Origin of the sequence: Pseudomonas sp. URMO17WK12:I6, from assembly GCF_003253625.1 — a bacterium.
Classification (GTDB): Bacteria; Pseudomonadota; Gammaproteobacteria; order Pseudomonadales; family Pseudomonadaceae; genus Aquipseudomonas.
Window position 1 is genome coordinate 133,464 of record NZ_QKYZ01000010.1, and the last position, 22,971, is coordinate 156,434.

Here is a 22,971-nt window from a genome sequence, read left to right on the forward strand (position 1 = left end):
TCTTGATCTCAGCGCTGATGACGGATGCGTGGGTTGGCAAAGCCGTAGAGGATGTCCACTACGAAGTTGACCAGAATCACCAGGCAGGCGATTAACAGGATGCCGTTTTGCACCACGGGATAGTCCCGTGCGCCAATGGCTTCGATCAGCCATTTGCCGATGCCGGGCCAGGAGAAGATGGTTTCGGTCAGGACCGCGCCGGCCAGCAGCGTGCCGACTTGCAGGCCGACCACCGTCAGTACCGGAATCAGCGCATTGCGCAGACCGTGCACGAATACCACGCGCGATGGCGACAGGCCTTTGGCGCGGGCGGTGCGGATGTAGTCTTCACGCAGCACTTCGAGCATCGACGAACGGGTCATCCGCGCAATCACCGCCAGCGGGATGGTGCCGAGCACGATGGCTGGCAGGATCAGGTGATGCAGGGCATCGAAGAACGCTCCGACGTCATCGGCCAGCAACGTATCGATGAGCATGAAGCCGGTGCGTGGCTCGATGTCGTAGAGCAGGTCGATCCGCCCGGATACCGGGGTCCAGCCCAGGCTCACCGAGAAGAACATGATCAGGATCAGGCCCCACCAGAAGATCGGCATCGAGTATCCCGCCAGGGAGACACCCATTACCCCATGGTCGAACAGGGACCCTCGCTTGAGTGCCGCGATCACCCCGGCCAGAAGGCCCAGGATGCCGGCGAACAACATGGCGGCCGAGGCCAGTTCCAGGGTCGCGGGGAATAGAGAGCTGAACTCGGTCCAGACGCTTTCACGGGTACGCAGGGATTCGCCGAGATCGCCGTGGGCCAGTTTGCCAATGTAATCCAGGTATTGGGCATACAGCGGTTTGTTCAGACCTAGGCGTTCCATTGCCTGAGCATGCATTTCGGGGTCGACCCGACGTTCGCCCATCATCACTTCCACGGGGTCGCCAGGAATCATGCGGATCAACGCGAAAGTCAACAAGGTGATGCCGAAGAACGTGGGGATCAGTAACCCCAATCGGCGGGCAATAAAACTAAACATCTTGTGTGGTACCTCATCAGCCGGTTAGGCATGCCCGGCATCGCTGGGGTCAGCGATGCCGGGCGTTTCTTATCTACTTCACCTGGGTGGTGGCGAAGTTGTTAGTGGTGAGGGGGCTAATGTGATAGCCCTCTACGTTGGTGCGCATTGCAGTGAACATGCGGGTGTGCGCCATGCTGATCCATGGCTGGTCCTGATTGAAAACGTCCTGGGCCTGTTCGTAGAGCGCCGTGCGTTCAGCCGGGTTCACTTTGGCCCGTGCTTCGTCGATCAGCGCCTGGAACTTTTCATTGCACCAGCGAGCGTAGTTTTCGCCGTTCTTGGCGGCCTCACAACTGAGCATAGGCGTCAGGAAGTTATCCGGGTCGCCGTTATCGCCTGCCCAACCGGCGGACACCATATCGTGTTCGCCGTTCTTCGCGCGCTTGAGCATCTCGCCCCATTCCATGACACGAATATCGACCTTGATGCCGACCTTGGCCAGATCTGCCTGCATCATTTGTGCGCCGAGCATCGGATTAGGGTTGGTCGGGCCGCCGCCGTTACGGGTGAACAGGGTGAACACGGTGCCCTCCGGTACCCCGGCTTCCTTGAGCAGGGCACGAGCCTTGTCGAGGTCGCGAGGCGGGTTGGTCAGTTTATGGTTGTAGCCCAGCAGGGTGTCCGGGTACGGGTTGACCGCCACCGTCGCATTGCCCTTGCCGAACAGCGCGTTGACATAGGCCTCTTTGTCGAACGCGATGTCGATGGCTTTGCGCACCCGCACGTCGCTCATGTACTTGCGGGAGGTATTCATGGCGACATAGGAGACGGTCATCGCGTTCAGCTCATCAACCTTCAGGTTGGTGTCTTTCTTGATGCTCGGGATGTCATCCGGTTTTGGATACAGCGCGATCTGGCACTCGTTGGCCTTGAGCTTTTGCAGGCGCACGTTGTTGTCGGTGGCAATCGCCAGGACCAGAGCATCAGCCGGTGGCTTGCCACGGAAGTAGTCCGGGTTGGCCTTGAAGCGCACCTGGGCGTCCTTGGCGTAACGCTGGAAGATGAACGGGCCGGTACCGACCGGTTTGTTGTTCAGGTCGCCGGTCTTGTTGGCCTTGAGCAGTTGATCGGCGTACTCGGCGGAATAGATCGAGGAGAAGGCCATGGCGATGTCGGCCAGGAACGGCGCTTCTCGGCGGGTCAGGGTGAACTTGACCGTGTTGTCGTCGACTTTCTCTACGCTTTTGAGCAGTTCCTTGAAGCCCATGCTCTCAAAGTACGGGAAGCCCACGCTCGACAGTTTGTGCCATGGGTGATTCGGGTCCAGCTGACGCTGGAAGCTCCAGACCACGTCGTCGGCATTCATGTCGCGGGTCGGCTTGAAGTAATCGGTGGTGTGAAACTTGACGCCTTTGCGCAGGTGGAACGTGTAGGTCAGGCCGTCTTCACTGATGTCCCAGGATTCGGCCAGCGCCGGAATCACTTCAGTGGTGCCGGGCTTGAAGTCCGCCAGGCGATTGAAGATGGTTTCGGCCACTGCGTCGGCTGTGACTGCAGTCGTGTACTGGGCCATATCGAAGCCTTCCGGGCTGGCTTCGGTACAGACCACCAAGGGTTTGGCCGAGACGCCAACAGCGACACTCAGCAATGCGGCAGCGATGGCCGCTCGTAGGGGAAGCATTTTCATCAAGAACCCTCTGCAATCGGTTGAACAGGAAAAAACCGAACGGCCGACTCGTCATGAGTCAGCCGCCGGCGTGCGTTTTACAAAATGTTGAACGGGATGGTGGTCACGAGACGGAACTCGTTGATGCTGCCATCCGCCTGGTTTTCGCTGGCACGGTGCGCGGTGTAGGTTGCGCGAACAGTGGTGGCCTTCAGCGGGCCGCTCTGCAGGGCGTAGGTCGCACCGATACCGTATTCGTAATGGGTTTCGCCATCCTGGGCCTGGATACCGTCGTAACCCTTGCCTGCTACGCCTTCATTGCCGGTGTAGTGAGTACCGTCGATGCCCCAGCCACGTGCCTGGTAGATGTTGAACTTCAGACCTGGCACGCCGTATTCGGCCATGTTCAGACCGTAGGCAATCTGGAAGGACTTCTCGTTCGGGCCGTTGAAGTCCGACAGCAGGGAGTTGGCCAGGTAGATGCCGTTGGTTTCGTGCAGGTAGTCGAAGTACTCGTTACCGTTCACTTCCTGGTAGGAGAAGGTCAGGCTGTGGGCCTGGTGGGTCAGGCCGAACGACAGGGAGTAGGTGTCGTTGTCGATTTTGCCTATGAGGGCTTTACCTTCTTCCTGGGTTTTGTAGTAGTTCAGGCCGGTGGTCAGGCTCAGGACCTGGCTGTCGCCCAGCACATGACTGGCGCCGAAGTAGTACTGGTTCCAGATGTCTTCGGCCTGGGTCGCCCAAAGGCTGGTGGTCAGGCTGGCGAATGGGGTGTAGGTGATACCGCCGGTGTAGATGTGATCGGTTTCAACGATGCCGTTGGCGTATTCGGTGCGGAATTTACGCTGGCTTTCTTCGGTACGCGGAGAGTTGCGATCGAAGGTGGCCAGGTCGAAAGCCAGATTGTTCAGCTCTTCGCTGTGGATGGCCACACCTTCGAAGCTCGAAGGCAGCGCACGGTTACCGATGACATCGACCATCGGGCTGCTGAAGTTCATGCGGCCAGCGGTCAGGGTAGTGTTGGAGACACGGGCCTTGACGTTGGCCAGGCCCAGTTTGCTCCACTGGCCGACGGCGTCGCCACCTTCTTCGGTCAGGGTACGGTTGTTGCCCGCGCCAGGACGGGTTCCCGGTGCGCCGCCGTTGTTGGACGCCAGATCCTTGCGATCACGATCCAGAGCGATGGCGTTGTAGGCCGCCACTTCGGTGCTGAAACCTACGGTGCCTTGAGTGAAGCCGGAGTTGTACTTGAGGATGGTGCCCTGAACCCAGTTGATACGACGATCAGTCGGGGTTGATACACCGTCTTTCTTGTAGCTGAACGTGCCGCCACGTTTCAGTTGCTCGTTGGCATACCAGTTACGCGTGCTACCGGTGATCGACTGCCCTTCGACGAAGCCAGTGGCTTCACTCTGAGCACTTTTCTCATTCACGGTAACCGGGGTGAACGCCTGGCTCTGGGACTCTGCGTAAGCCGTGGCGGTCACGCTGCTGATGGCCAAGGCCAATAACGCGGTGCTGCTCAGTTTCATGTGTGAAGCTCCTTTCTTTCTTTTTTTAATGCCGGTCTTTTTTGGTGATCCGGCTATTTGGTTTAGAACTCATTCAGGCTTCGCAAACGTTTGCTGCAGGCCGATTTGACGAATTACGGCAATACGCTTGCGTGAGGGCGGAATCCGCCCCCCAGCGTTTCTGGCTAATTGGTTATTGGTCGATACTGACGCCCGAGAACACGTTGCGACCGAAGGGGCTGACCTTGAACCCTTCGACTTTGGCGCTCAACGGCTGGTTGACCGTCGAGTGGGCGACCGGCGTAATCGGCACCTGCTGCTTGAGGTACTGCTGCGCCTGTTTGTAGAGCACGGTGCGCTGGTCGCGATCGGTGACGACCTTGGCCTGCTTGATCAGCTTGTCGTAGGCCGGATCACACCACATGGAGTAGTTGTTGCCGCCGATGGCATCGCAGCTGTAGAGCGTGCCGAGCCAGTTGTCCGGGTCACCGTTGTCACCGGTCCAGCCGATCAGGCTGATGTCGTGCTCGCCGTTCTTGGTGCGCTTGATGTACTCGCCCCATTCATAGCTGACGATCTTGACCTTGAGGCCGATCTTCGCCCAGTCCGCCTGGAGCATTTCGGCCATCAGTTTGGCGTTGGGGTTGTACGGACGCTGGACCGGCATGGCCCAGAGAGTGATTTCGGTGCCTTCCTTCACGCCAGCGGCCTTGAGCAGTTCCTTGGCTTTTTCCGGGTTGTAGGAGGCGTCCTTTATGGTGTCGTCATAGGACCACTGGGTCGGTGGCATGGCATTGACCGCCAGTTGACCGGCACCTTGATAGACGGCGTTGAGAATGCCTTGCTTGTTCACCGCCATGTCCAGCGCCTGGCGCACTTCGAGTTGGTCGAAAGGCTTGTGCCGGACGTTGTAGGCGATGTAGCCGAGGTTGAAGCCGGGTTTCTCGATCAGTTGCAGTTTCGGATCATTCTTCAGTGCGGTCACGTCGGCGGGGCGCGGGTGCAGGGTGATCTGGCATTCGTTGGCCTTGAGCTTCTGCACGCGCACCGAGGCGTCGGTGTTGATGGCAAAAATCAGGTTGTCGAGCTTGACCCGGCTCGGGTCCCAGTACTGTTTGTTGCCGCTGTAACGGATGTTGGAGTCTTTCTGGTAGCTCTTGAACACGAACGGCCCGGTGCCGATCGGCTTCTGGTTGATCTCGCTCGGCTTGCCGGCCGCCAGCAACTGGTCGGCGTATTCGGCCGAAAGGATGGCGGCGAAGCTCATGGCGATGTTCTGGATGAACGCGGCGTCGACGTTGTTGAGCGTCATCACCACGGTCAGCGGCCCGGTCTTTTCGACCTTGGCAATATTCTTGTTCAGGCTCATCCCGTTGAAATACGGGAACTCGGTCGGATAAGCCTTACGGAACGGGTGCTGCGGATCGAGCATGCGATTAAACGTGAACAGCACGTCGTCGGCGTTGAAATCGCGAGTCGGCGTGAAGTATTTGGTCGTGTGAAACTTCACCCCTTCACGCAGATGAAACGTGTATTTGAGGCCGTCCTCGGAAATATCCCAGCGGGTTGCCAGGCCTGGCACGACATTGGTGGCGCCTTTTTCAAACTCTGCCAAACGGTTGTACAGCGGCTCGGCGGCGTCGTTATCGGTCGCAGTGGTGTACTGCGCGGTGTCGAAACCGGCGGGGCTGCCTTCGGAGCAGAACACCAGGCTGTTATTGGCGGCCTGGCTGATGGAAGTGGCGGCCAGCAGGCCGGTGCCCAGCAATGCGGATAAAACCAAGGAATGGCGCATGACGCTCCCTCTTTTTGTAGTGTTATTCAATGCGCCGCGATCCCGTCCGGGGACGTTGTGGCGGCATTGAGCTCAAACCAATACGGGCAGCAAACCGATAGCCCACACAGTCACTGGTCAGAACCCGACGGTAGGTGCCGTGGGTCTGGCAGTAAATGCGCTGAGTCCTAAAGACTCGTAGGAAAAGGCAACTCGTCCTAACCCCTGGCTGCGTCAGACAGCGGATTTGGATGTAGGCAAATTCCTAACTTCTCGGCAGAAAAAAAGCAGCGGCGACACTGAAAACGTCGCCGCTGCCTTTTCTTATTTGCTGACGCTGACGCCGTAGAAGGAGTTCAAGCCAAATGGGCTGATCTTGAAGTCCTGCACGTTGGCGCGCATGGGTTGGAACACCGTCGAGTGAGCGATAGGTGTCATTGGAACAGCATCTTTGAGGACGTGTTGCGCCTGTTTGTACAGTTCGGTGCGCTTGGCCTGATCGGTGGTGCGTTTGGCTTCCTTGACGAGGCCGTCGAATTTCTTGTCGCACCATTTGGAGAAGTTGTTGCCACTCAGCGAGTCGCAGCCGAACAGCACGTTGAGCCAGTTGTCCGGATCACCATTGTCGCCGCTCCAGCCGATGATCATCGCCTGGTTCTCGCCGCCTTTGGAGCGCTTGATGTACTCGCCCCATTCGTAGCTGGTGATCTTCACGTTCAGGCCGATCTTCTTCCAGTCGGACTGCAGCATTTCAGCCATCAGCTTGGCGTTCGGGTTGTACGGACGCTGTACCGGCATCGCCCACAGAACGATTTCGGTGCCTTCCTTGACGCCGGCTTCCTTGAGCAGCTGCTTGGCTTTCTCAGGATCGTACTTGGCATCCTTGATGGTGGTGTCGTAGGACCATTGGGTCGGCGGCATGGCGTTGACGGCCAGTTGGCCTGCGCCCTGATAAACCGAGTCGATGATCTGCGGCTTGTTGACGGCCATGTCCAGCGCCTGACGAACTCGCAGGTCGGCCAGCGGGTTCGGCTCGTTGCTGCCCTTGACCTTGTCCATCACGTTATAGGCGATGTAGCCCAGGTTGAAACCAGCCTGCTCAGGCATCTTCAAAGTTTTATCTTCTTTGAGCGCCTTCAGGTCGGCTGGACGCGGGAACAGAGTGATCTGGCACTCGTTCTTCTTCAGCTTCTGGATGCGTACCGACGGGTCGGTGGTGATGGCGAAGATCAGGTTGTCGATCTTCACGTCATCAGGCTTCCAGTAGTCCTTGTTCCCGGTGTAGCGGATGTTGGAGTCTTTCTGGTAGCTCTTGAACACGAACGGGCCGGTGCCGATCGGTTTCTGGTTGATGTCGGCAGCCTTGCCTTCCTTGAGCAGCTGGGCAGCGTACTCGGCGGACTGGATCGAGGCGAAGCTCATGGCCATGTTCTGAATGAACGCGGCGTCTACGTCTTTGAGGGTGAACTTGACGGTGTGGTCGTCGACTTTATCGATCTTGGTGATGTTGGTATCCATCCCCATGTCGGTGAAGTACGGGAATTCGGTCGGGTACGCCTTACGGAACGGGTCATCCTTGTTAATCATGCGATTGAAGGTGAACAGCACGTCGTCGGCGTTGAACTCACGCGTCGGCTTGAAATACGGAGTGGTGTGGAACTTGACGCCTTCACGCAGGTGGAAAGTGTAAGTCAGGCCGTCACTGGAAATGTCCCACTTGGTCGCCAGGCCAGGAATCACAGCGGTGCCGCCGCGCTCGAACTGGGTCAGGCGGTTGAACATGGTTTCTGCAGAGGCGTCGAAGTCGGTTCCGGTGGTGTACTGACCTGGGTCGAAACCGGCCGGGCTTCCTTCGGAGCAGAACACCAGGTTAGACGCCGCTTGGGCGAAAGGTGCACTGGCTAACAGGCTTGCGCCGACTAAAAACGGAATGACCGCGTGTTTAAGCATGGTGGCCTCATGATTTGTTGTCATTTTTGGATTAGAGGACGACCTCGTGAGTCGACCTGCGGATACTTATGCAGGGGCCGTACCCAATGCAAGATCCGGAATGGCCACAAGTCCTAAAGAGTGGCACGAACGTACCTTAATGTCGCATATGTGTAAAAACTGATGTATTTGACCGTTTGCGCAGGTTTTTTACGGTGCAAGTCGTGCACCGATAAGGGGCGACCGGGGCGGTTGACGCACCCGGTTGGAGCCTGGTGTTACTTATTTATACCCACGCCATAGAACGGTGTGAGGCCAAACGGACTGATCTTGAAGTCGGTGACTTCCTTGCGCAGTGGCTGGAACACCGTCGAGTTGGCAATGGGTGTGATAGGTACTTGTTGTTTAAGGATTTGCTGGGCCTGTTGGTACAGTTTGACCCGCTGTTGTTTGTCCGTGGACACCTTGGCTTGCTGCACCAGTTTGTCGTAGACCGGGTCACACCATTTGGCGTAGTTGCTACCTTTCACCGCAGCGCAGCTGTAGAGCACGCCGAGCCAGTTATCCGGGTCACCGTTGTCGCCGGTCCAGCCGTAGATCATTGCGTCATGCTCACCGTTCTTGGCGCGCTTGATGTATTCGCCCCATTCATAGCTGACGATGTTGGCCTTGATCCCGACTTTCTCCCAATCCTGCTGGATCATCTGTGCCGACATCCGCGCATTGGGGTTGGAGGCGCGCTGCACGGTCATGGCCCACAGATTAATTGTGGTGCCGGGAGCAACTCCCGCTTCTTTCAGTAGCGCGCGGGCTTTGGTCGGGTCGTGCGGGGCGTCCTTGATGCTCGGGTCATACGACCATTGCGCCGGTGGCAAGGCGTTTTGCGCCAGTTGCCCGGCACTCTGGTAGACAGCCTTGATGATCGCCGGCTTGTCGATGGCCATGTCCAGCGCCTGACGCACCTTGAGCTGGTCCAGCGGTGGGTGGGTCACGTTGTAGGCAAGGAAGCCGAGGTTGAAACCGGCTTGCTTGAGCACCCTCAGATTCGGGTCTTGCTCCATCACTTCGATGTCTGCCGGGCGTGGGTAGCCGCTGACCTGGCACTCGCCGGCCTTGAGTTTTTGCAAGCGCACGGCGGCGTCCGGGGTGATCGAGAAAATCAGGTTGTCGAGTTTCACGTCCTCGGGTTTCCAGTAGGCCTTGTTGGCGGCGTAGCGGATTTGCGAGTCCTTTTGGTAGCGCTTGAACACGAACGGGCCGGTGCCGACGGGTTTCTGGTTGAGGTCGGCGGCTTTGCCTTCCTTTAACAGTTGGGCGGCGTATTCGGCGGATTGCACCGAGGCGAAGCTCATGGCGAGGTTTTGCACGAACGCGGCGTCGACGTTGTTCAGGCTGAAGCGCACGGTGTGGTCGTCGATCTTGTCGATGCTTTTGATCGTGGTGTTCAGGCCCATGTCGGTGAAGTACGGCGACTCGGCGGGGTAGGCCTTTCGGAAGGCGTTGTCCGGGTCGAGCAGGCGCTGGAAGGTGAACAGCACGTCGTCGGCGTTGAAGTCGCGGGTGGGGGTGAAGTAGTCGGTGGTGTGGAATTTCACGCCGTCGCGCAGGTGGAAGGTGTAGGTGAGGCCGTCCTCGGATACGTCCCATTTTGTTGCCAGGCCGGGTTCGATTTCGGTGCCGCCGCGTTTGAATTGGGTGAGGCGGTTGAAGACGGTTTCGGCGGAGGCGTCGAAGTCGGTGCCGCTGGTGTATTGGCTGGGGTCGAATCCGGCAGGGCTGGCTTCGGAGCAGTAGACAAGGGTGGTGGCGGCTTGGGCGGTTTGTGCGAGTGATGCGGTTGTGGCTAGGGCGAGTGCGAGCAGAAGTGGTTTGACGGTGGTTCTTTCCATGGAGTCCCCGAGGGCTTTGCGGCGATATTTTCCTGAGGGTAGCGTTGTTGGCGGGGAGGGTGGAAATATCGTTTTTTGAGGGGGACCCCTCTATCCGGGCATAGTCTGCCGGTCTTTGCGTTGATGGCGGACTGTAGGAGCTGCCGAAGGCTGTGATCTTTTGATCTTAAAAATCAACGTCAAAAGATCGCAGCCTTCGGCAGCTCCTACGCAAAGCGGTGTCAGGCGGGCGTTGTGGGTGAAGTTAATCCGTTTCACGTTGCTTGAATGAGCGCGTGGCTCACGCCGTATACCGGGCCCGACTAAAAAACAGCGCAGCCCCGAGGGCGATAGCATTGGTTGAAACGATGCCCAGATCGAAGCCGGCGATGAAAGGCGGCAGCATAAAAATACTCGAAAACCCCAGAGCGAACAGGGTGATGCCCAGCCATTTTCTGAGGCCATAGGATTTCAGATAGAAGAACAACAGCAGGAATACTGCATAAGCCACGGCGTACAGGCCATATTCGTTCATGATCTCACCCGCCTTGAGTCTTGATGATCATGGACGATCCTGAGTGCTGAGGGCCTATGCCACCGCTGACCTGTGCATCCAGGCTGACGATGACATCGCCGGCGTGATAAGTCGGCAATTTGCTCAGCGTGAACTCGCGGACTGCCCATCCCACCGGGATGGCCGCACCGGGCATGAATTTACCTGCCGCTGCCCCGAAAACACCACTGGTGAGGTTGGCGATACTTGTTCGTTGAGCATTGAGTAAATCCCCCTGTTGCCGGGTCAGGGGTTTGGAGATCCCGACCATCATTTGGCAAGGCAAATCCTTGGCGAGCATTTTGTCATAGAGCTCTACCACCAGATTGCTCACTTCATAGTGGGCGGCTTTCGCTTCACCAAAATGCAGTGTTCTGAGGCTACCCCGTTCACCGGCTGACAGGGTGAAGCGCGATACGTTGAAGACAATTCCATGGTTGCCGGAAAACTGATCCCTTTCAAACTTCAATGCTCGCGTCCTTATCGAGTCTGGAAAGGCAGGGAGTTTCTCTTAGCTCCTGGGCTTTCGCAAATGCAAAATCAAAAGCAGCTGAGGCGGCCTGTTTACTCGCGTGTACACCGCCCTGCCGTTTTCGTGTCCGGGTTATCGCATCAAGGCATCAACACTTCAATCGCCCCATCCGCTGTCATGCTGACCTGGCTGGTGCCGGCTTCAACTTCTGGCGTCACCGGTGCCGAATCCATGCCGGCGGCTTTCATCATCATCGGCCCGCGCATGTACGGTTGTGGATAACCGTTGCTGTTGAGGTTCAGGTTGACGATTTTGTAGCTCTTGCCACCCAGGGCGTCGGTGGCCAGTTGGGCGCGGGACTTGAAGGCGGTCACGGCTTCTTTGAGCAGGGCGTCTTCGCTGGCTTTGCGGGTTGGGGTGGCGATGGCGAAGTCCATGCCGCCCATTTTCAGGTCGGTGAGCAGTTCGCCGGTGAGTTTGGACAGGGCGGCGAAGTCCGAGCTTTCCAGGCGCAGTTCGGCGCGTTCGCGCCAGCCGGTGATTTTCTGGCCTTTGGTGTCGTAGATCGGGTAGCTGTTGCGGCTGCCTTGGCGCAGGGTGATGTCCTTGACCTGTTTGGCCTGGGCCAGCGCCTTGTTCATGGTAGTGCTGACGTCGGCGGCGAGTTTGGCCGGGTCGGTGTTTTGTTCTTCGGTGTAGAGGGTCACGATCATCAGGTCGCGGGCCACTTCCTGGCTGACTTCGGCGCGCAGGGAGATCTGGTTGTAATGCAACTCGTCGACGGCCAGGGCCGGGAGGCTGGCGGCGGTGCCAACGCTTAGGGCAAGAAGGGCGGCGCTGCGGCGCAATGTGTGCATGAAAAGCTCCTTGGACGATGCGCAGGGGTTAGGGTCCGAACCTGCGTGAAACCATCAGACTCTAGCTTCAATGGTCCGTTTCGCACAGTTACAACTTCTATACAGTCTCAACCGGTGCCGGGCTTTTGTGGCGAGGGAGCTTGCTCCCGCTCGGCTGCGAAGCAGTCGCAAAGTCGGTATGCGTGGTTTGCCAGTTTCACCCGGTTGAATGGTTGGGGTCCGCTTCGCAGGCCGACGTGAGCAAGCTCCCTCGCCACAGGGGCTCATCGGCGAAGCATTCACTTATAAATCCATGAGCCGCAACTGTGGTCGTTTGCCGCACTTTCGCCTCTCAGGCCCGCGGCTTGGTTATACTCCGTGCGATCCGCCTGGAGCGCTCATCAGGAGAGCTCATGCTCGCCCCCGTACAATTGACTTCCGCCACTCGCCAGAACCTCTGGCGGCTGACTTTCATCCGGATTCTGGTGCTCGCCGCCCAGGCCGGCTCCGTAGGCCTGGCCTACTGGCTCCAACTGCTGCCGTTGCCGTGGGTGCCGCTGGCGATGACCCTGGGCTGTTCGACGCTGTTGTGTGTGTTCACCGCCGTGCGCCTGCGCACTTCGTGGCCGGTTACCGAGCTTGAATACGCCCTGCAACTGGCCTGCGACCTGTTTATCCACAGCGCCTTGTTGTATTTTTCCGGTGGTTCGACCAACCCGTTCGTCTCTTATTACCTGGTGCCGCTGACCATCGCCGCCGTGACGCTGCCGTGGCGCTATTCGGTGATTCTGTCGGGTATCGCCCTGGCGCTGTATACGTTGCTGCTGGCGCGGTTCTACCCGCTGGAAACCTTCCCCATCGCCCGGGAAAACCTGCAGATCTACGGCATGTGGTTGAGTTTTGCCTTGGCCGCCGCCGTCATCACCTTCTTTGCTGCACGCATGGCTGAAGAGCTGCGTCGGCAGGAAGAGCTGCGTGCGATCCGTCGCGAGGAAGGCCTGCGCGATCAGCAATTGCTGGCCGTCGCGACTCAGGCTGCCGGTGCCGCCCATGAACTGGGCACGCCGCTGGCGACCATGAGCGTGTTGCTCAAAGAGATGCAGCAGGATCACCCCGACCCGATGTTGCAGGACGATTTGAAGGTTTTGCAGGATCAGGTCAAGTTGTGCAAGGAAACCTTGCAGCAACTGGTGCGCGCCGCCGAGGCCAACCGTCGTATGGCGGTGGAGATGCAGGATGTCACCGACTGGCTCGACGAAGCGCTCAACCGCTGGCACCTGATGCGTCCTGAGGCCAGTTATCGCTTCCAGCGTCTGGGCCAGGGCACGGTGCCGCGCATGGCGCCGCCGCCGGATTTGACTCAAGCGCTGTTGAACCTGCTGAACAACGCCGCCGATGCCTGCCCTGAAGGCTTGCAAGTGACCCTGGACTGGACCGTCGAAGACTTGACCATCAGCATTCGCGACCATGGTGCCGGTGTACCGCTGGCTATCGCCGAGCAGATCGGCAAACCGTTTTTTACCACCAAGGGCAAAGGTTTCGGCCTGGGCCTGTTTTTGAGCAAGGCCAGCGTGACACGCGCCGGCGGCTCAGTGAAACTCTACAGTCATGAGGAAGGCGGCACGCTCACCGAGCTGCGCCTGCCCCGTGTCGCCCGAGGAGACGAACATGAGTGACGAGATCCAAGTTGAAGGCGAAGAACTGCCGCATTTGCTGCTGGTAGACGACGATGCAACCTTCACCCGCGTGATGGCCCGCGCCATGGCCCGCCGTGGTTTTCGCGTCAGCACCGCAGGTTCCGCCGAAGAGGGCCTGACCATCGCCCAGGCCGATATCCCTGATTACGCCGCGCTGGACCTGAAAATGGACGGCGATTCAGGCCTGGTGTTGCTGCCCAAGCTGCTCGAACTCGACCCGGACATGCGCGTGGTGATCCTCACCGGTTACTCGAGCATTGCCACTGCCGTCGAGGCAATCAAGCGCGGCGCCTGCAATTACCTGTGCAAACCGGCGGATGCCGATGACGTGCTGGCCGCGTTGCTCTCCGAGCACGCCGACCTCGACAGCCTAGTGCCGGAAAACCCGATGTCCGTGGACCGTCTCCAGTGGGAGCACATCCAGCGCGTCCTGACCGAGCACGAAGGCAACATCTCCGCCACCGCCCGTGCCCTGGGCATGCACCGCCGCACGCTGCAGCGCAAACTGCAGAAGCGTCCGGTCCGTCGCTGAACGAGCGCTGAACGGTTATCGCCAGCTCTCGCGATCACACGAGCCGATCATCTATGATCGGTTCGTGTGTGTTCTTTTCTTTATCGAGCCTTATCCATGAATCAGAACGCTGAATATTCCGCGGTCAACGATGCTGTGCGCGGGCAGTTTTTTCGCAAAGTGTGGGCGATGACCACGCCTTACTGGCGCAGCGAAGAGAAGGGCAAGGCCTGGACGCTGTTGATCGCTGTGATTGCGCTGTCATTGTTCAGCGTGGCGATTTCGGTGTGGATCAACAGTTGGTACAAAGACTTCTATAACGCCCTGCAAAAGAAGGACGAAGCAGCCTTCTGGCAGCTGATTCTGTATTTCTGCGGCATCGCCGCCGTGGCGATTCTTGGCGCGGTGTATCGGCTTTATCTGACTCAGATGCTGACCATTCGCTGGCGAGCCTGGCTCACCGAAAAGCACTTCGCCCGCTGGCTAGGCAGCAAGAATTACTATCAGCTGGAGCAGGGCGGTTACACCGATAACCCGGACCAGCGGATTTCCGAAGACCTCAATAAGTTCACCACCAACACCTTGGGCCTGGGCCTTGGGCTGATACGGAACATCGTCAGCCTGGTGTCGTTTTCGATCATTTTGTGGGGCGTGTCGGGCAGCATCGAAGTGTTTGGCTTCACGATCCCCGGCTACATGTTCTGGTGCGCACTGGTTTACGCCGCCGTCGGCAGCTGGCTGACGCATGTGATCGGTCGTCGCTTGATCAGCCTCAACAACAACCAGCAACGTTTCGAAGCCGACTTGCGTTTCTCCATGGTGCGGGTCCGCGAAAATGCGGAGAGCATTGCGCTGTACAACGGCGAACCCAACGAGAACCGTCGTCTGAGCAGTCGCTTCGGCCTGGTTTGGCACAACTTCTGGGACATCATGAAAGTGTCCAAGCGCCTGACTTTCTTCACCGCCGGTTATGCCCAGATTGCAATCATCTTTCCATTCATGGTCGCTGCGCCGCGTTACTTCGCCGGCAAGATCGAACTTGGTGAGCTGATGCAAATCAACTCCGCGTTCGGCAATGTGCAGGAGAACTTCAGCTGGTTCATCAGCGCGTACCAGGACCTTGCCGAGTGGCGCGCCACCTGTGATCGTCTGCTGAGTTTCCGTCAGGCCATGACCGACAACGAAGAGCGCGCGCCGGCCATCGACGTGCAGAATCAGGGTTCGGCACTACGGGTGCATAACCTTGGTCTTGACCTCGCTGACGGTCGTCATTTGCTGACCAATGCCGACATGACCGTGGAGGAGGGCGAGCGCGTCATGCTCAGCGGTCGTTCCGGCAGCGGCAAGTCGACCTTGCTGCGAGCGATGGGGCACCTTTGGCCAGCCGGCCACGGCAGCATTCGCCTGCCGACGGCGCGTTATCTGTTCCTGCCGCAAAAACCCTATCTGCCGATTGGCAGCCTGCGTGAGGCGTTGAGTTATCCACAGCCGGGCGACACCTACCCGCACGAGCGCTACGTCCACGTGCTGGAAACCAGCCGCTTGCCGCACCTGGTTTCACGTCTGGATGAAGCCAATCACTGGCAGCGCATGCTTTCGCCGGGTGAGCAGCAACGTCTGGCCTTCGCCCGTGCGCTGCTGTATGCGCCGCAATGGCTGTACATGGACGAAGCCACCTCGGCGATGGACGAAGAGGATGAAGCGTCGTTGTATCAGGCGTTGATCGATGAATTGCCGGGGCTGAGCATTGTCAGCGTCGGCCATCGCAGCAGCCTGAAACGTTTCCATCCACGGCATGTGCGCATCGAGAATGGTCACCTGGTGGACCAGGCCGTGACCGCCTGAACCTGTGGGAGTGTGGCATGCCCGCGATGAACGATAACGCGGTTCGTCAGGAAACCGCGTCAAGGCCATCGCGGGCATGCCACGCTCCCACAGGTCAACGGTGATCGTACAACCCGCATGCGCTATGATGCGGTTTCAGCCGTTTTTTCGAGACAGACGTTCACCATGGAAAACCCGATCGACGCACCTCGCCTCCCTCGCAAGCGCCGCAGCCTCGCACAGGAATTGGTGACGGTGTTGTCCGAGCAGATCCGCGACGGTCAGCTCAAGCGTGGCGACAAATTGCCCACCGAGTCGGCGATCATGAATGCCCATGGCGTCAGCCGCACCGTGGTGCGTGAAGCGATCTCCCGTTTGCAGGCCGCAGGGCAAGTGGAAACCCGTCACGGCATCGGCACCTTCGTGCTCGACACCCCGAGCCCGAGCGGTTTTCGCATCGACCCGGCGACCGTGGTGACCTTGCGCGACGTATTGGCGATTCTGGAACTGCGCATCAGCCTGGAAGTGGAGTCCGCCGGCCTTGCCGCGCAACGTCGCAGCCCGGAGCAGTTAGCGGCGATGCGTGAGGCGCTGGACGCCCTCAACGAAAGTGCCGCCCACGCCGGCGATGCCGTGGCGTCGGACTTCCAGTTCCACCTGCAAATCGCCCTGGCCACCGGCAACCGCTACTTCACCGACATCATGACCCACCTGGGCACCAGCATCATTCCGCGCACACGCCTCAACTCCGCGCGCCTGGCCCATGACGACCAGCAGCACTACATGAGTCGCCTGAGCCGTGAACACGAAGAGATTTACGATGCGATTGCCCGGCAGGATTCCGATGCGGCGCGAGCGGCGATGCGCTTGCACCTGACCAATAGCCGCGAGCGGCTGCGCCAGGCGCATGAAGAGGCGCAGGCGCAAGGTTGAACGGTGCGTGGCAGGAAATCGTTCTACTCAAAAAAGCGCCTGACCGGTAAACGATCAGGCACGATGAGGGTCAGGCTTCGATAAACAGTATCAGGGGCTCAGAACACGGCTCCAGACTCGACTCGTCCGCGAGTTTGTAGCGCAATTCCACTTCTGTGTTCAGGTACTTTTCCAGTTCTGTTTTGGGGATTCGCAGTTCAATTCCCGTCAGTTTTACCATGTCGTCGCAGGCGTCGTCCCAGACGCCGGTAGGCTCTGCGAGGCCCTCCCAGTCAGGCTCTTCCGTATTTGTGCCGAGGGTCGGGTAGACATCCCAGTTCGGCGGAATATCGTTCGGGTCCGGCACGCGGACGATCAAGTCTTCACTTAGGGTCGATAGCTGGATGGTTGCCCGATCGGCTGAGTGCTCCGGGAACTGCGGAAGGTGTGCAATAGCAAAAGTCATGTTGAATCGCTCTCCTTGAAAGATCTGCCGCGATCCTTCGCGGCAGTCGTCGCACTTTACCGGGCGCATCGGTGATCTGCCGAACCCGATTATGACCAGGCATTTCAAGGTTCAACACTGCGCGCAGGCAATGATCCTGGGGCGTTGAGTGAAAAATTCCCGAGGGTACTCTTCCGACAACGTATCTCTCTCCTGAGCTTGAAAGGCGTCCCTTTCACCCCTTTAAACAACAATGTTGTCTGACAAAAATACCCACCCAGCGATGAAATGCAGTTGACGGTTGTATTTTAAGTTGTACGATGACCTACAACTTCGGCGAAGGCTGAACGGTTTTCTCACACAACGTTGCTACCAGGGTGTTCGAATAATGAATCCACAAGAACTGAAGTCCATCCTCTCTTCCGGCTTGCTGTCGTTCCCGGTCACCGACTTCAATGCCCAGGGCGACTTCCATCGCGCGGGCTACATCAAGCGTCTCGAGTGGCTGGCCCCATACGGCGCCTCGGCATTGTTCGCCGCAGGCGGTACCGGTGAGTTCTTCTCTCTGGCGGCCAGCGAATATTCGGAAATCATCAAGACTGCGGTCGACACCTGCGCCAGCAGCGTGCCAATCCTCGCCGGTGTCGGTGGTTCGACCCGCCAGGCTATCGAGTACGCTCAGGAAGCCGAGCGCCTGGGCGCCAAAGGCCTGTTGCTGCTGCCGCACTACCTGACCGAAGCCAGCCAGGACGGCGTTGCCGCGCACGTTGAAGCCGTGTGCAAATCGGTAAAAATCGGTGTGGTGGTCTACAACCGCAACGTCTGCCGCCTGACCGCGCCGCTGCTGGAACGACTGGCCGAGCGCTGCCCGAACCTGATCGGCTACAAGGATGGCCTGGGCGATATCGAGCTGATGGTGTCGATCCGTCGCCGTCTCGGCGATCGCTTCAGCTACTTGGGCGGCTTGCCGACCGCTGAAGTCTACGCCGCGGCCTACAAGGCTTTGGGCGTACCGGTTTATTCCTCGGCGGTGTTCAACTTCATCCCGAAAACCGCGATGGATTTCTACCACGCCATTGCTCGCGAAGATCACGCCACCGTCGGCAAGATCATTGATGACTTCTTCCTGCCGTACCTGGATATCCGCAACCGCAAGGCCGGTTACGCGGTGAGCATCGTCAAGGCCGGGGCAAAAATTGCCGGCTATGACGCAGGCCCGGTGCGTGCACCGCTGACCGATCTGACGGGCGAAGAGTACGAAATGCTCGCCGCGCTGATCGACAAGCAGGGCGCGCAGTAACACTCGATAAAACCAGGGCCGCTGAGCGATCAGCGGCTTTTTGCGTGAGGAGATTTGTTGTGGCAGATGCAAAGCGTTTTGATAACTACATCAACGGTGAATGGGTGACGGGCAGTGATTACTGCGCCAACATCAACCCGTCCGAGCTGAGCGATACCCTCGGCGACTATGCCAAGGCTGATCTGGCGCAGGTTCACGCCGCCATCGACGCCGCCCGCGCCGCGTTCCCGGCGTGGTCCACTTCCGGTATTCAGGCTCGGCACGATGCGCTGGATAAAGTCGGCAGCGAGATCCTCGCCCGTCGCGAAGAGCTCGGCACGTTGCTGGCCCGGGAAGAAGGCAAGACCCTGCCCGAAGCCATCGGCGAAGTGACCCGCGCCGGCAACATCTTCAAGTTCTTCGCCGGTGAATGCCTGCGTCTGTCCGGTGACTACGTGCCGTCGGTGCGTCCGGGCGTCAATGTCGAAGTCACTCGCGAAGCGCTGGGCGTGGTCGGCCTGATCACGCCATGGAACTTTCCGATCGCGATCCCGGCGTGGAAAATCGCTCCGGCTTTGGCTTACGGCAACTGCGTGGTGCTGAAACCTGCCGATCTGGTGCCAGGCTGTGCCTGGGCGCTGGCGGAAATCATCTCCCGCGCCGGTTTCCCGGCCGGCGTGTTCAACCTGGTGATGGGCAGCGGGCGAGTAGTCGGCGAGGCGCTGGTCAACAGCCCGAAAGTCGATGGCATCAGCTTCACCGGTTCGGTCGGCGTGGGCCGGCAGATCGCGGTCAATTGCGTGTCGCGCCAGGCCAAGGTGCAGCTGGAGATGGGCGGCAAGAACCCGCAGATCATTCTCGACGATGCCGACCTCAAGCAAGCGGTCGAACTGTCGGTGCAGAGCGCGTTCTACTCCACCGGCCAGCGTTGCACCGCGTCGAGCCGTCTCATCGTCACCGCCGGGATTCACGACAAATTCGTCGAAGCCATGGCTGAGCGCATGAAGTCGATCAAGGTCGGTCATGCGTTGAAGTCCGGCACCGACATCGGCCCTGTGGTCTCGCAAGCGCAGTTGGAACAGGACCTGAAGTACATCGACATCGGCCAGTCCGAAGGTGCGCGTCTGGTCAGCGGCGGTGGTCTGGTGACGTGCGACACCGAGGGTTACTTCCTCGCCCCGACGCTGTTTGCCGACAGCGAAGCTGCGATGCGCATCAGCCGCGAAGAGATCTTCGGCCCGGTGGCCAACATCGTTCGCGTAGCGGATTACGACGCTGCACTGGAAATGGCCAACGACACCGAGTTCGGCCTGTCGGCGGGTATCGCCACTACGTCGCTGAAGTACGCCAACCACTTCAAGCGCCATTCCCAGGCCGGGATGGTGATGGTCAACCTGCCGACCGCCGGTGTGGATTACCACGTTCCGTTCGGTGGGCGTAAAGGTTCATCCTATGGTTCACGTGAGCAAGGTCGCTATGCGCAAGAGTTCTACACGGTCGTAAAAACTGCCTACATCGGTTCCTGATACACCGCAATACCTGTAGGCGCCGGCTCCCATAAAAGCCGGCGCCTACAAATAAATCGTTATTACCCGCATAAAAATAATCAGTGGGAGTACATCTACAATGCAATCGACCAAGCCGACTCACGTCCGCTATTTGATTTTGCTCATGCTGTTTCTGGTGACCACGATCAACTACGCCGACCGGGCGACCATCGCGATCGCCGGCTCCAGCCTGCAAAAAGACCTCGGCATCGACGCGGTCACTCTCGGTTATATCTTCTCCGCATTCGGTTGGGCCTACGTGGCCGGGCAAATTCCCGGTGGCTGGTTGCTGGACCGGTTCGGCTCGAAAAAAGTCTATGCCCTGAGCATCTTTACCTGGTCGCTGTTCACCGTACTGCAAGGCTATGTCGGTGAGTTCGGGCTTTCCACCGCCGTCGTCGCGCTGTTCATGCTGCGCTTTCTGGTGGGCCTGGCCGAAGCGCCATCCTTCCCCGGCAACGCACGCATCGTAGCGGCGTGGTTCCCGACCGCAGAACGCGGCACCGCCTCGGCGATCTTCAACTCGGCGCAATACTTCGCCACCGTACTGTTTGCGCCGCTGATGGGCTGGATCGTCTACAGCTTCGGCTGGCAGCACGTGTTCATCGTCATGGGCGTGATCGGCATCATCTTCTCGGGGATCTGGCTGAAAGTTATCCACAGTCCGCGCCAGCACCCGATGATCAACGACGCCGAGTTCAAGCACATCGCTGACAACGGCGGCATGGTCGACATGGACCAGGACCAAGGTAAAGGCAAAAAGGTCGACGGTCCGAAGTGGGACTACATCCGCCAGTTGCTGACCAACCGCATGATGCTCGGCGTGTACCTGGGCCAGTACTGCATCAACGGCATCACCTACTTCTTCCTGACCTGGTTCCCGGTGTACCTGGTGCAAGAACGCGGCATGACCATTCTCAAGGCCGGTTTCATTGCCTCGTTACCGGCGATCTGCGGGTTTATCGGTGGCGTGCTCGGCGGGGTGATTTCTGACTATCTATTGCGCAAGGGCCACTCGCTGACCTTCGCTCGCAAGGCGCCGATCATCGCCGGTCTGCTGGTTTCCAGCAGCATCGTGGCTTGCAACTATGTGGACGTGGAATGGATGGTGGTCGGCTTCATGGCCCTGGCCTTCTTCGGCAAAGGTGTGGGCGCATTGGGCTGGGCGGTGGTGTCCGATACCTCGCCGAAACAGATCGCCGGTTTGAGTGGTGGCCTGTTCAACATGTTCGGCAACATCGCATCGATCACCACGCCGATTGTCATTGGCTACATCATCAGCTCCACCGGCTCCTTCAAATGGGCGCTGGTGTTCGTCGGTTGCAACGCGCTGGTCGCGGTATTCAGCTACCTGGTGATCGTTGGCCCGATCAAACGTGTGGTACTCAAAGAGCCGCCAGTCAGCGGTCCTGAAACGAACAACAAGTTATCTGAAGCGCATTCCTGAGGAGCGGCGTCATGCAGTTGATTGAACATTCCGACTCGCCGCGCTACATCCGCCTGCACGAGCGGGACAATGTGGTGATCGTGGTCAACGATCAGGGCGTGCCGGCCGGCACCGAATTCCCCGATGGCCTGGTCACCGTGGATTTCGTGCCGCAGAGCCACAAGGTCACCCTCGAGGACATTCCCGAGGGCGGCCAGGTGATTCGGTACGGCCAGACGATCGGCTACGCGTTGCAGCCGATTCCTCGCGGCAGTTGGGTCAAGGAAGATCAACTGCGCATGCCCACCGCGCCACCGCTGGACAGCTTGCCGCTATCCACCGAAGTGCCGGCCGCGCAGGCACCGCTGGAAGGCTTCACCTTCGAGGGCTATCGCAACGCCGACGGCACCGTCGGCACGCGCAACATTCTCGGCATCACCACCACCGTGCAATGCGTCACCGGCGTGCTGGATCACGCGGTAAAACGCATCAAGGACGAGTTGCTGCCCAAGTACCCGAACGTCGATGACGTGGTGGCGCTGACCCACAGTTACGGCTGTGGCGTGGCGATCACCGCCACCGACGCATACATCCCGATCCGCACCGTGCGCAATCTGGCGCGCAACCCGAACCTGGGGGGCGAGGCGCTGGTAATCAGCCTGGGCTGCGAGAAATTGCAGGCCGGGCAGGTGATGCATGAGAACGATAGCTCGGTGGATTTGAGCGAGCCGTGGTTGTATCGCTTGCAGGATTCCAGTCACGGTTTCACCGAGATGATCGAGCAGATCATGGCGCTGGCCGAAACCCGTTTGAAGAAGCTCGATCAACGCCGCCGGGAAACCGTGCCGGCGTCCGAGCTGATCCTCGGCATGCAGTGCGGCGGCAGCGATGCGTTCTCCGGGATCACCGCCAACCCGGCCCTGGGCTATGCCTCGGACCTGTTGCTGCGGGCTGGTGCGACGGTGATGTTTTCCGAAGTCACCGAAGTGCGCGATGCGATTTACCTGCTGACGTCCCGGGCGCAAACCGAAGAAGTCGCTCAAGAGCTTGTGCGGGAAATGGACTGGTACGACCGTTACCTGGCCAAGGGCGAAGCGGATCGCAGCGCCAACACCACGCCGGGGAACAAGAAGGGCGGGTTGTCGAACATTGTCGAGAAGTCCTTGGGCTCGATCGTCAAATCCGGCAGCAGTGCGATCAACGGGGTGCTTGGCCCTGGGGAACGGTTCAAGCGCAAAGGGCTGATTTTCTGCGCGACCCCGGCCAGTGATTTTGTCTGCGGGACGTTGCAGTTGGCGGCGGGGATGAACCTGCATGTGTTCACCACCGGCCGTGGTACGCCTTATGGGTTGGCGATGGCGCCAGTGGTGAAGGTGTCGACTCGCACAGAACTGGCGCAGCGCTGGCCGGACCTGATCGACATCGATGCCGGGCGGATTGCCACCGGGCGGGCATCGATCGAAGACCTCGGCTGGGAGTTGTTCCACTACTACCTGGACGTGGCCAGCGGCAAGAAACAGACGTGGGCGGAGCAGCACAAGCTGCATAACGACATCACCTTGTTCAACCCGGCGCCAATCACGTAAGACAGCGTTATCGTTCATTGCGGGCTTGTCCGCGAAGGGGCCTTGGAACTGACTGAAGGTTTCAAGAATGTACCCATAAATGAAAAGGCCGCGGTCCATATTGGATCGCGGCCTTTTCATTGGCTTCGATTCAG

Annotated in this window: 18 protein-coding genes; 8 read left to right on the top strand and 10 right to left on the bottom strand. The window is 59.1% G+C overall.

Annotated features, from left to right (window positions below):
• Positions 1–8: 8 nt before the first annotated feature.
• The 9 genes from F475_RS19115 to F475_RS19155 form a co-directional block, all read right to left on the bottom strand.
• On the bottom strand, positions 9–1,019 hold the full coding sequence (locus F475_RS19115; RefSeq protein ID WP_018929516.1) for an ABC transporter permease subunit: 1,011 nt from the start codon (positions 1,017–1,019) through the stop codon (positions 9–11).
• 73 nt (positions 1,020–1,092) lie between these two features.
• Positions 1,093–2,688: an ABC transporter substrate-binding protein gene (locus F475_RS19120; RefSeq protein WP_018929517.1), complete on the bottom strand. Its 1,596-nt coding sequence runs from the start codon at positions 2,686–2,688 to the stop codon at positions 1,093–1,095.
• 77 nt (positions 2,689–2,765) lie between these two features.
• Positions 2,766–4,199 (bottom strand): OprD family porin, encoded by a 1,434-nt coding sequence (locus F475_RS19125; protein WP_018929518.1) that lies wholly within the window; start codon positions 4,197–4,199, stop codon positions 2,766–2,768.
• Between the two features lie 172 nt (positions 4,200–4,371).
• Positions 4,372–5,973 carry an ABC transporter substrate-binding protein gene (locus F475_RS19130; RefSeq protein WP_018929519.1) on the bottom strand — a complete coding sequence of 534 codons (1,602 nt, stop codon included), beginning with the start codon at positions 5,971–5,973 and terminating at the stop codon, positions 4,372–4,374.
• 303 nt (positions 5,974–6,276) lie between these two features.
• Positions 6,277–7,902, bottom strand: coding sequence for an ABC transporter substrate-binding protein (locus F475_RS19135; RefSeq protein WP_018929520.1), 1,626 nt, complete (start codon positions 7,900–7,902; stop codon positions 6,277–6,279).
• Positions 7,903–8,159: 257 nt separating this feature from the next.
• Positions 8,160–9,770 carry an ABC transporter substrate-binding protein gene (locus tag F475_RS19140; RefSeq protein WP_111454497.1) on the bottom strand — a complete coding sequence of 537 codons (1,611 nt, stop codon included), beginning with the start codon at positions 9,768–9,770 and terminating at the stop codon, positions 8,160–8,162.
• A gap of 280 nt (positions 9,771–10,050) precedes the next feature.
• Entirely contained in the window at positions 10,051–10,284 is a 234-nt protein-coding gene (locus tag F475_RS19145) for a hypothetical protein (protein ID WP_018929522.1), read from the bottom strand.
• Positions 10,285–10,288: 4 nt separating this feature from the next.
• Positions 10,289–10,771, bottom strand: a complete 483-nt coding sequence (locus F475_RS19150) for a hypothetical protein (protein ID WP_019582420.1) — start codon at positions 10,769–10,771, stop codon at positions 10,289–10,291.
• 143 nt (positions 10,772–10,914) lie between these two features.
• Entirely contained in the window at positions 10,915–11,631 is a 717-nt protein-coding gene (locus tag F475_RS19155; RefSeq protein ID WP_111454498.1) for an SIMPL domain-containing protein, read from the bottom strand.
• A gap of 392 nt (positions 11,632–12,023) precedes the next feature.
• Here F475_RS19155 and F475_RS19160 point away from each other — a divergent pair, with 392 nt between their 5' ends.
• The 4 genes from F475_RS19160 to F475_RS19175 all read left to right on the top strand — a co-directional run bounded on the left by F475_RS19160 (position 12,024) and on the right by F475_RS19175 (position 16,575).
• Positions 12,024–13,286, top strand: a complete 1,263-nt coding sequence (locus F475_RS19160) for an ATP-binding protein (protein ID WP_018929525.1) — start codon at positions 12,024–12,026, stop codon at positions 13,284–13,286.
• Positions 13,279–13,839 carry a response regulator transcription factor gene (locus F475_RS19165; RefSeq protein ID WP_007939714.1) on the top strand — a complete coding sequence of 187 codons (561 nt, stop codon included), beginning with the start codon at positions 13,279–13,281 and terminating at the stop codon, positions 13,837–13,839. Before F475_RS19160 ends, F475_RS19165 begins: the two co-directional genes overlap by 8 nt.
• Before the next feature lie 96 nt (positions 13,840–13,935).
• Positions 13,936–15,663 carry an ABC transporter ATP-binding protein/permease gene (locus F475_RS19170; RefSeq protein ID WP_018929527.1) on the top strand — a complete coding sequence of 576 codons (1,728 nt, stop codon included), beginning with the start codon at positions 13,936–13,938 and terminating at the stop codon, positions 15,661–15,663.
• 165 nt (positions 15,664–15,828) lie between these two features.
• Positions 15,829–16,575 (top strand): FadR/GntR family transcriptional regulator, encoded by a 747-nt coding sequence (locus tag F475_RS19175; RefSeq protein WP_018929528.1) that lies wholly within the window; start codon positions 15,829–15,831, stop codon positions 16,573–16,575.
• A gap of 70 nt (positions 16,576–16,645) precedes the next feature.
• Here F475_RS19175 and F475_RS19180 read toward each other — a convergent pair whose 3' ends face one another.
• Complete coding sequence (locus tag F475_RS19180) at positions 16,646–17,020, bottom strand: hypothetical protein (protein WP_111454499.1); 375 nt, start codon at positions 17,018–17,020, stop codon at positions 16,646–16,648.
• A 367-nt stretch (positions 17,021–17,387) separates the two neighbouring features.
• Here F475_RS19180 and kdgD point away from each other — a divergent pair, with 367 nt between their 5' ends.
• The 4 genes from kdgD to garD all read left to right on the top strand — a co-directional run bounded on the left by kdgD (position 17,388) and on the right by garD (position 22,837).
• Positions 17,388–18,299, top strand: a complete 912-nt coding sequence (gene kdgD / locus F475_RS19185; protein ID WP_007939720.1) for a 5-dehydro-4-deoxyglucarate dehydratase — start codon at positions 17,388–17,390, stop codon at positions 18,297–18,299.
• A 59-nt stretch (positions 18,300–18,358) separates the two neighbouring features.
• On the top strand, positions 18,359–19,804 hold the full coding sequence (locus tag F475_RS19190) for an aldehyde dehydrogenase family protein (protein WP_018929530.1): 1,446 nt from the start codon (positions 18,359–18,361) through the stop codon (positions 19,802–19,804).
• Between the two features lie 100 nt (positions 19,805–19,904).
• A complete protein-coding gene (locus F475_RS19195; protein ID WP_111454500.1) occupies positions 19,905–21,272 on the top strand; it encodes an MFS transporter in 1,368 nt (455 codons plus the stop codon).
• An 11-nt stretch (positions 21,273–21,283) separates the two neighbouring features.
• Entirely contained in the window at positions 21,284–22,837 is a 1,554-nt protein-coding gene (garD, locus tag F475_RS19200; protein ID WP_019651129.1) for a galactarate dehydratase, read from the top strand.
• Positions 22,838–22,971 lie beyond the last annotated feature (134 nt).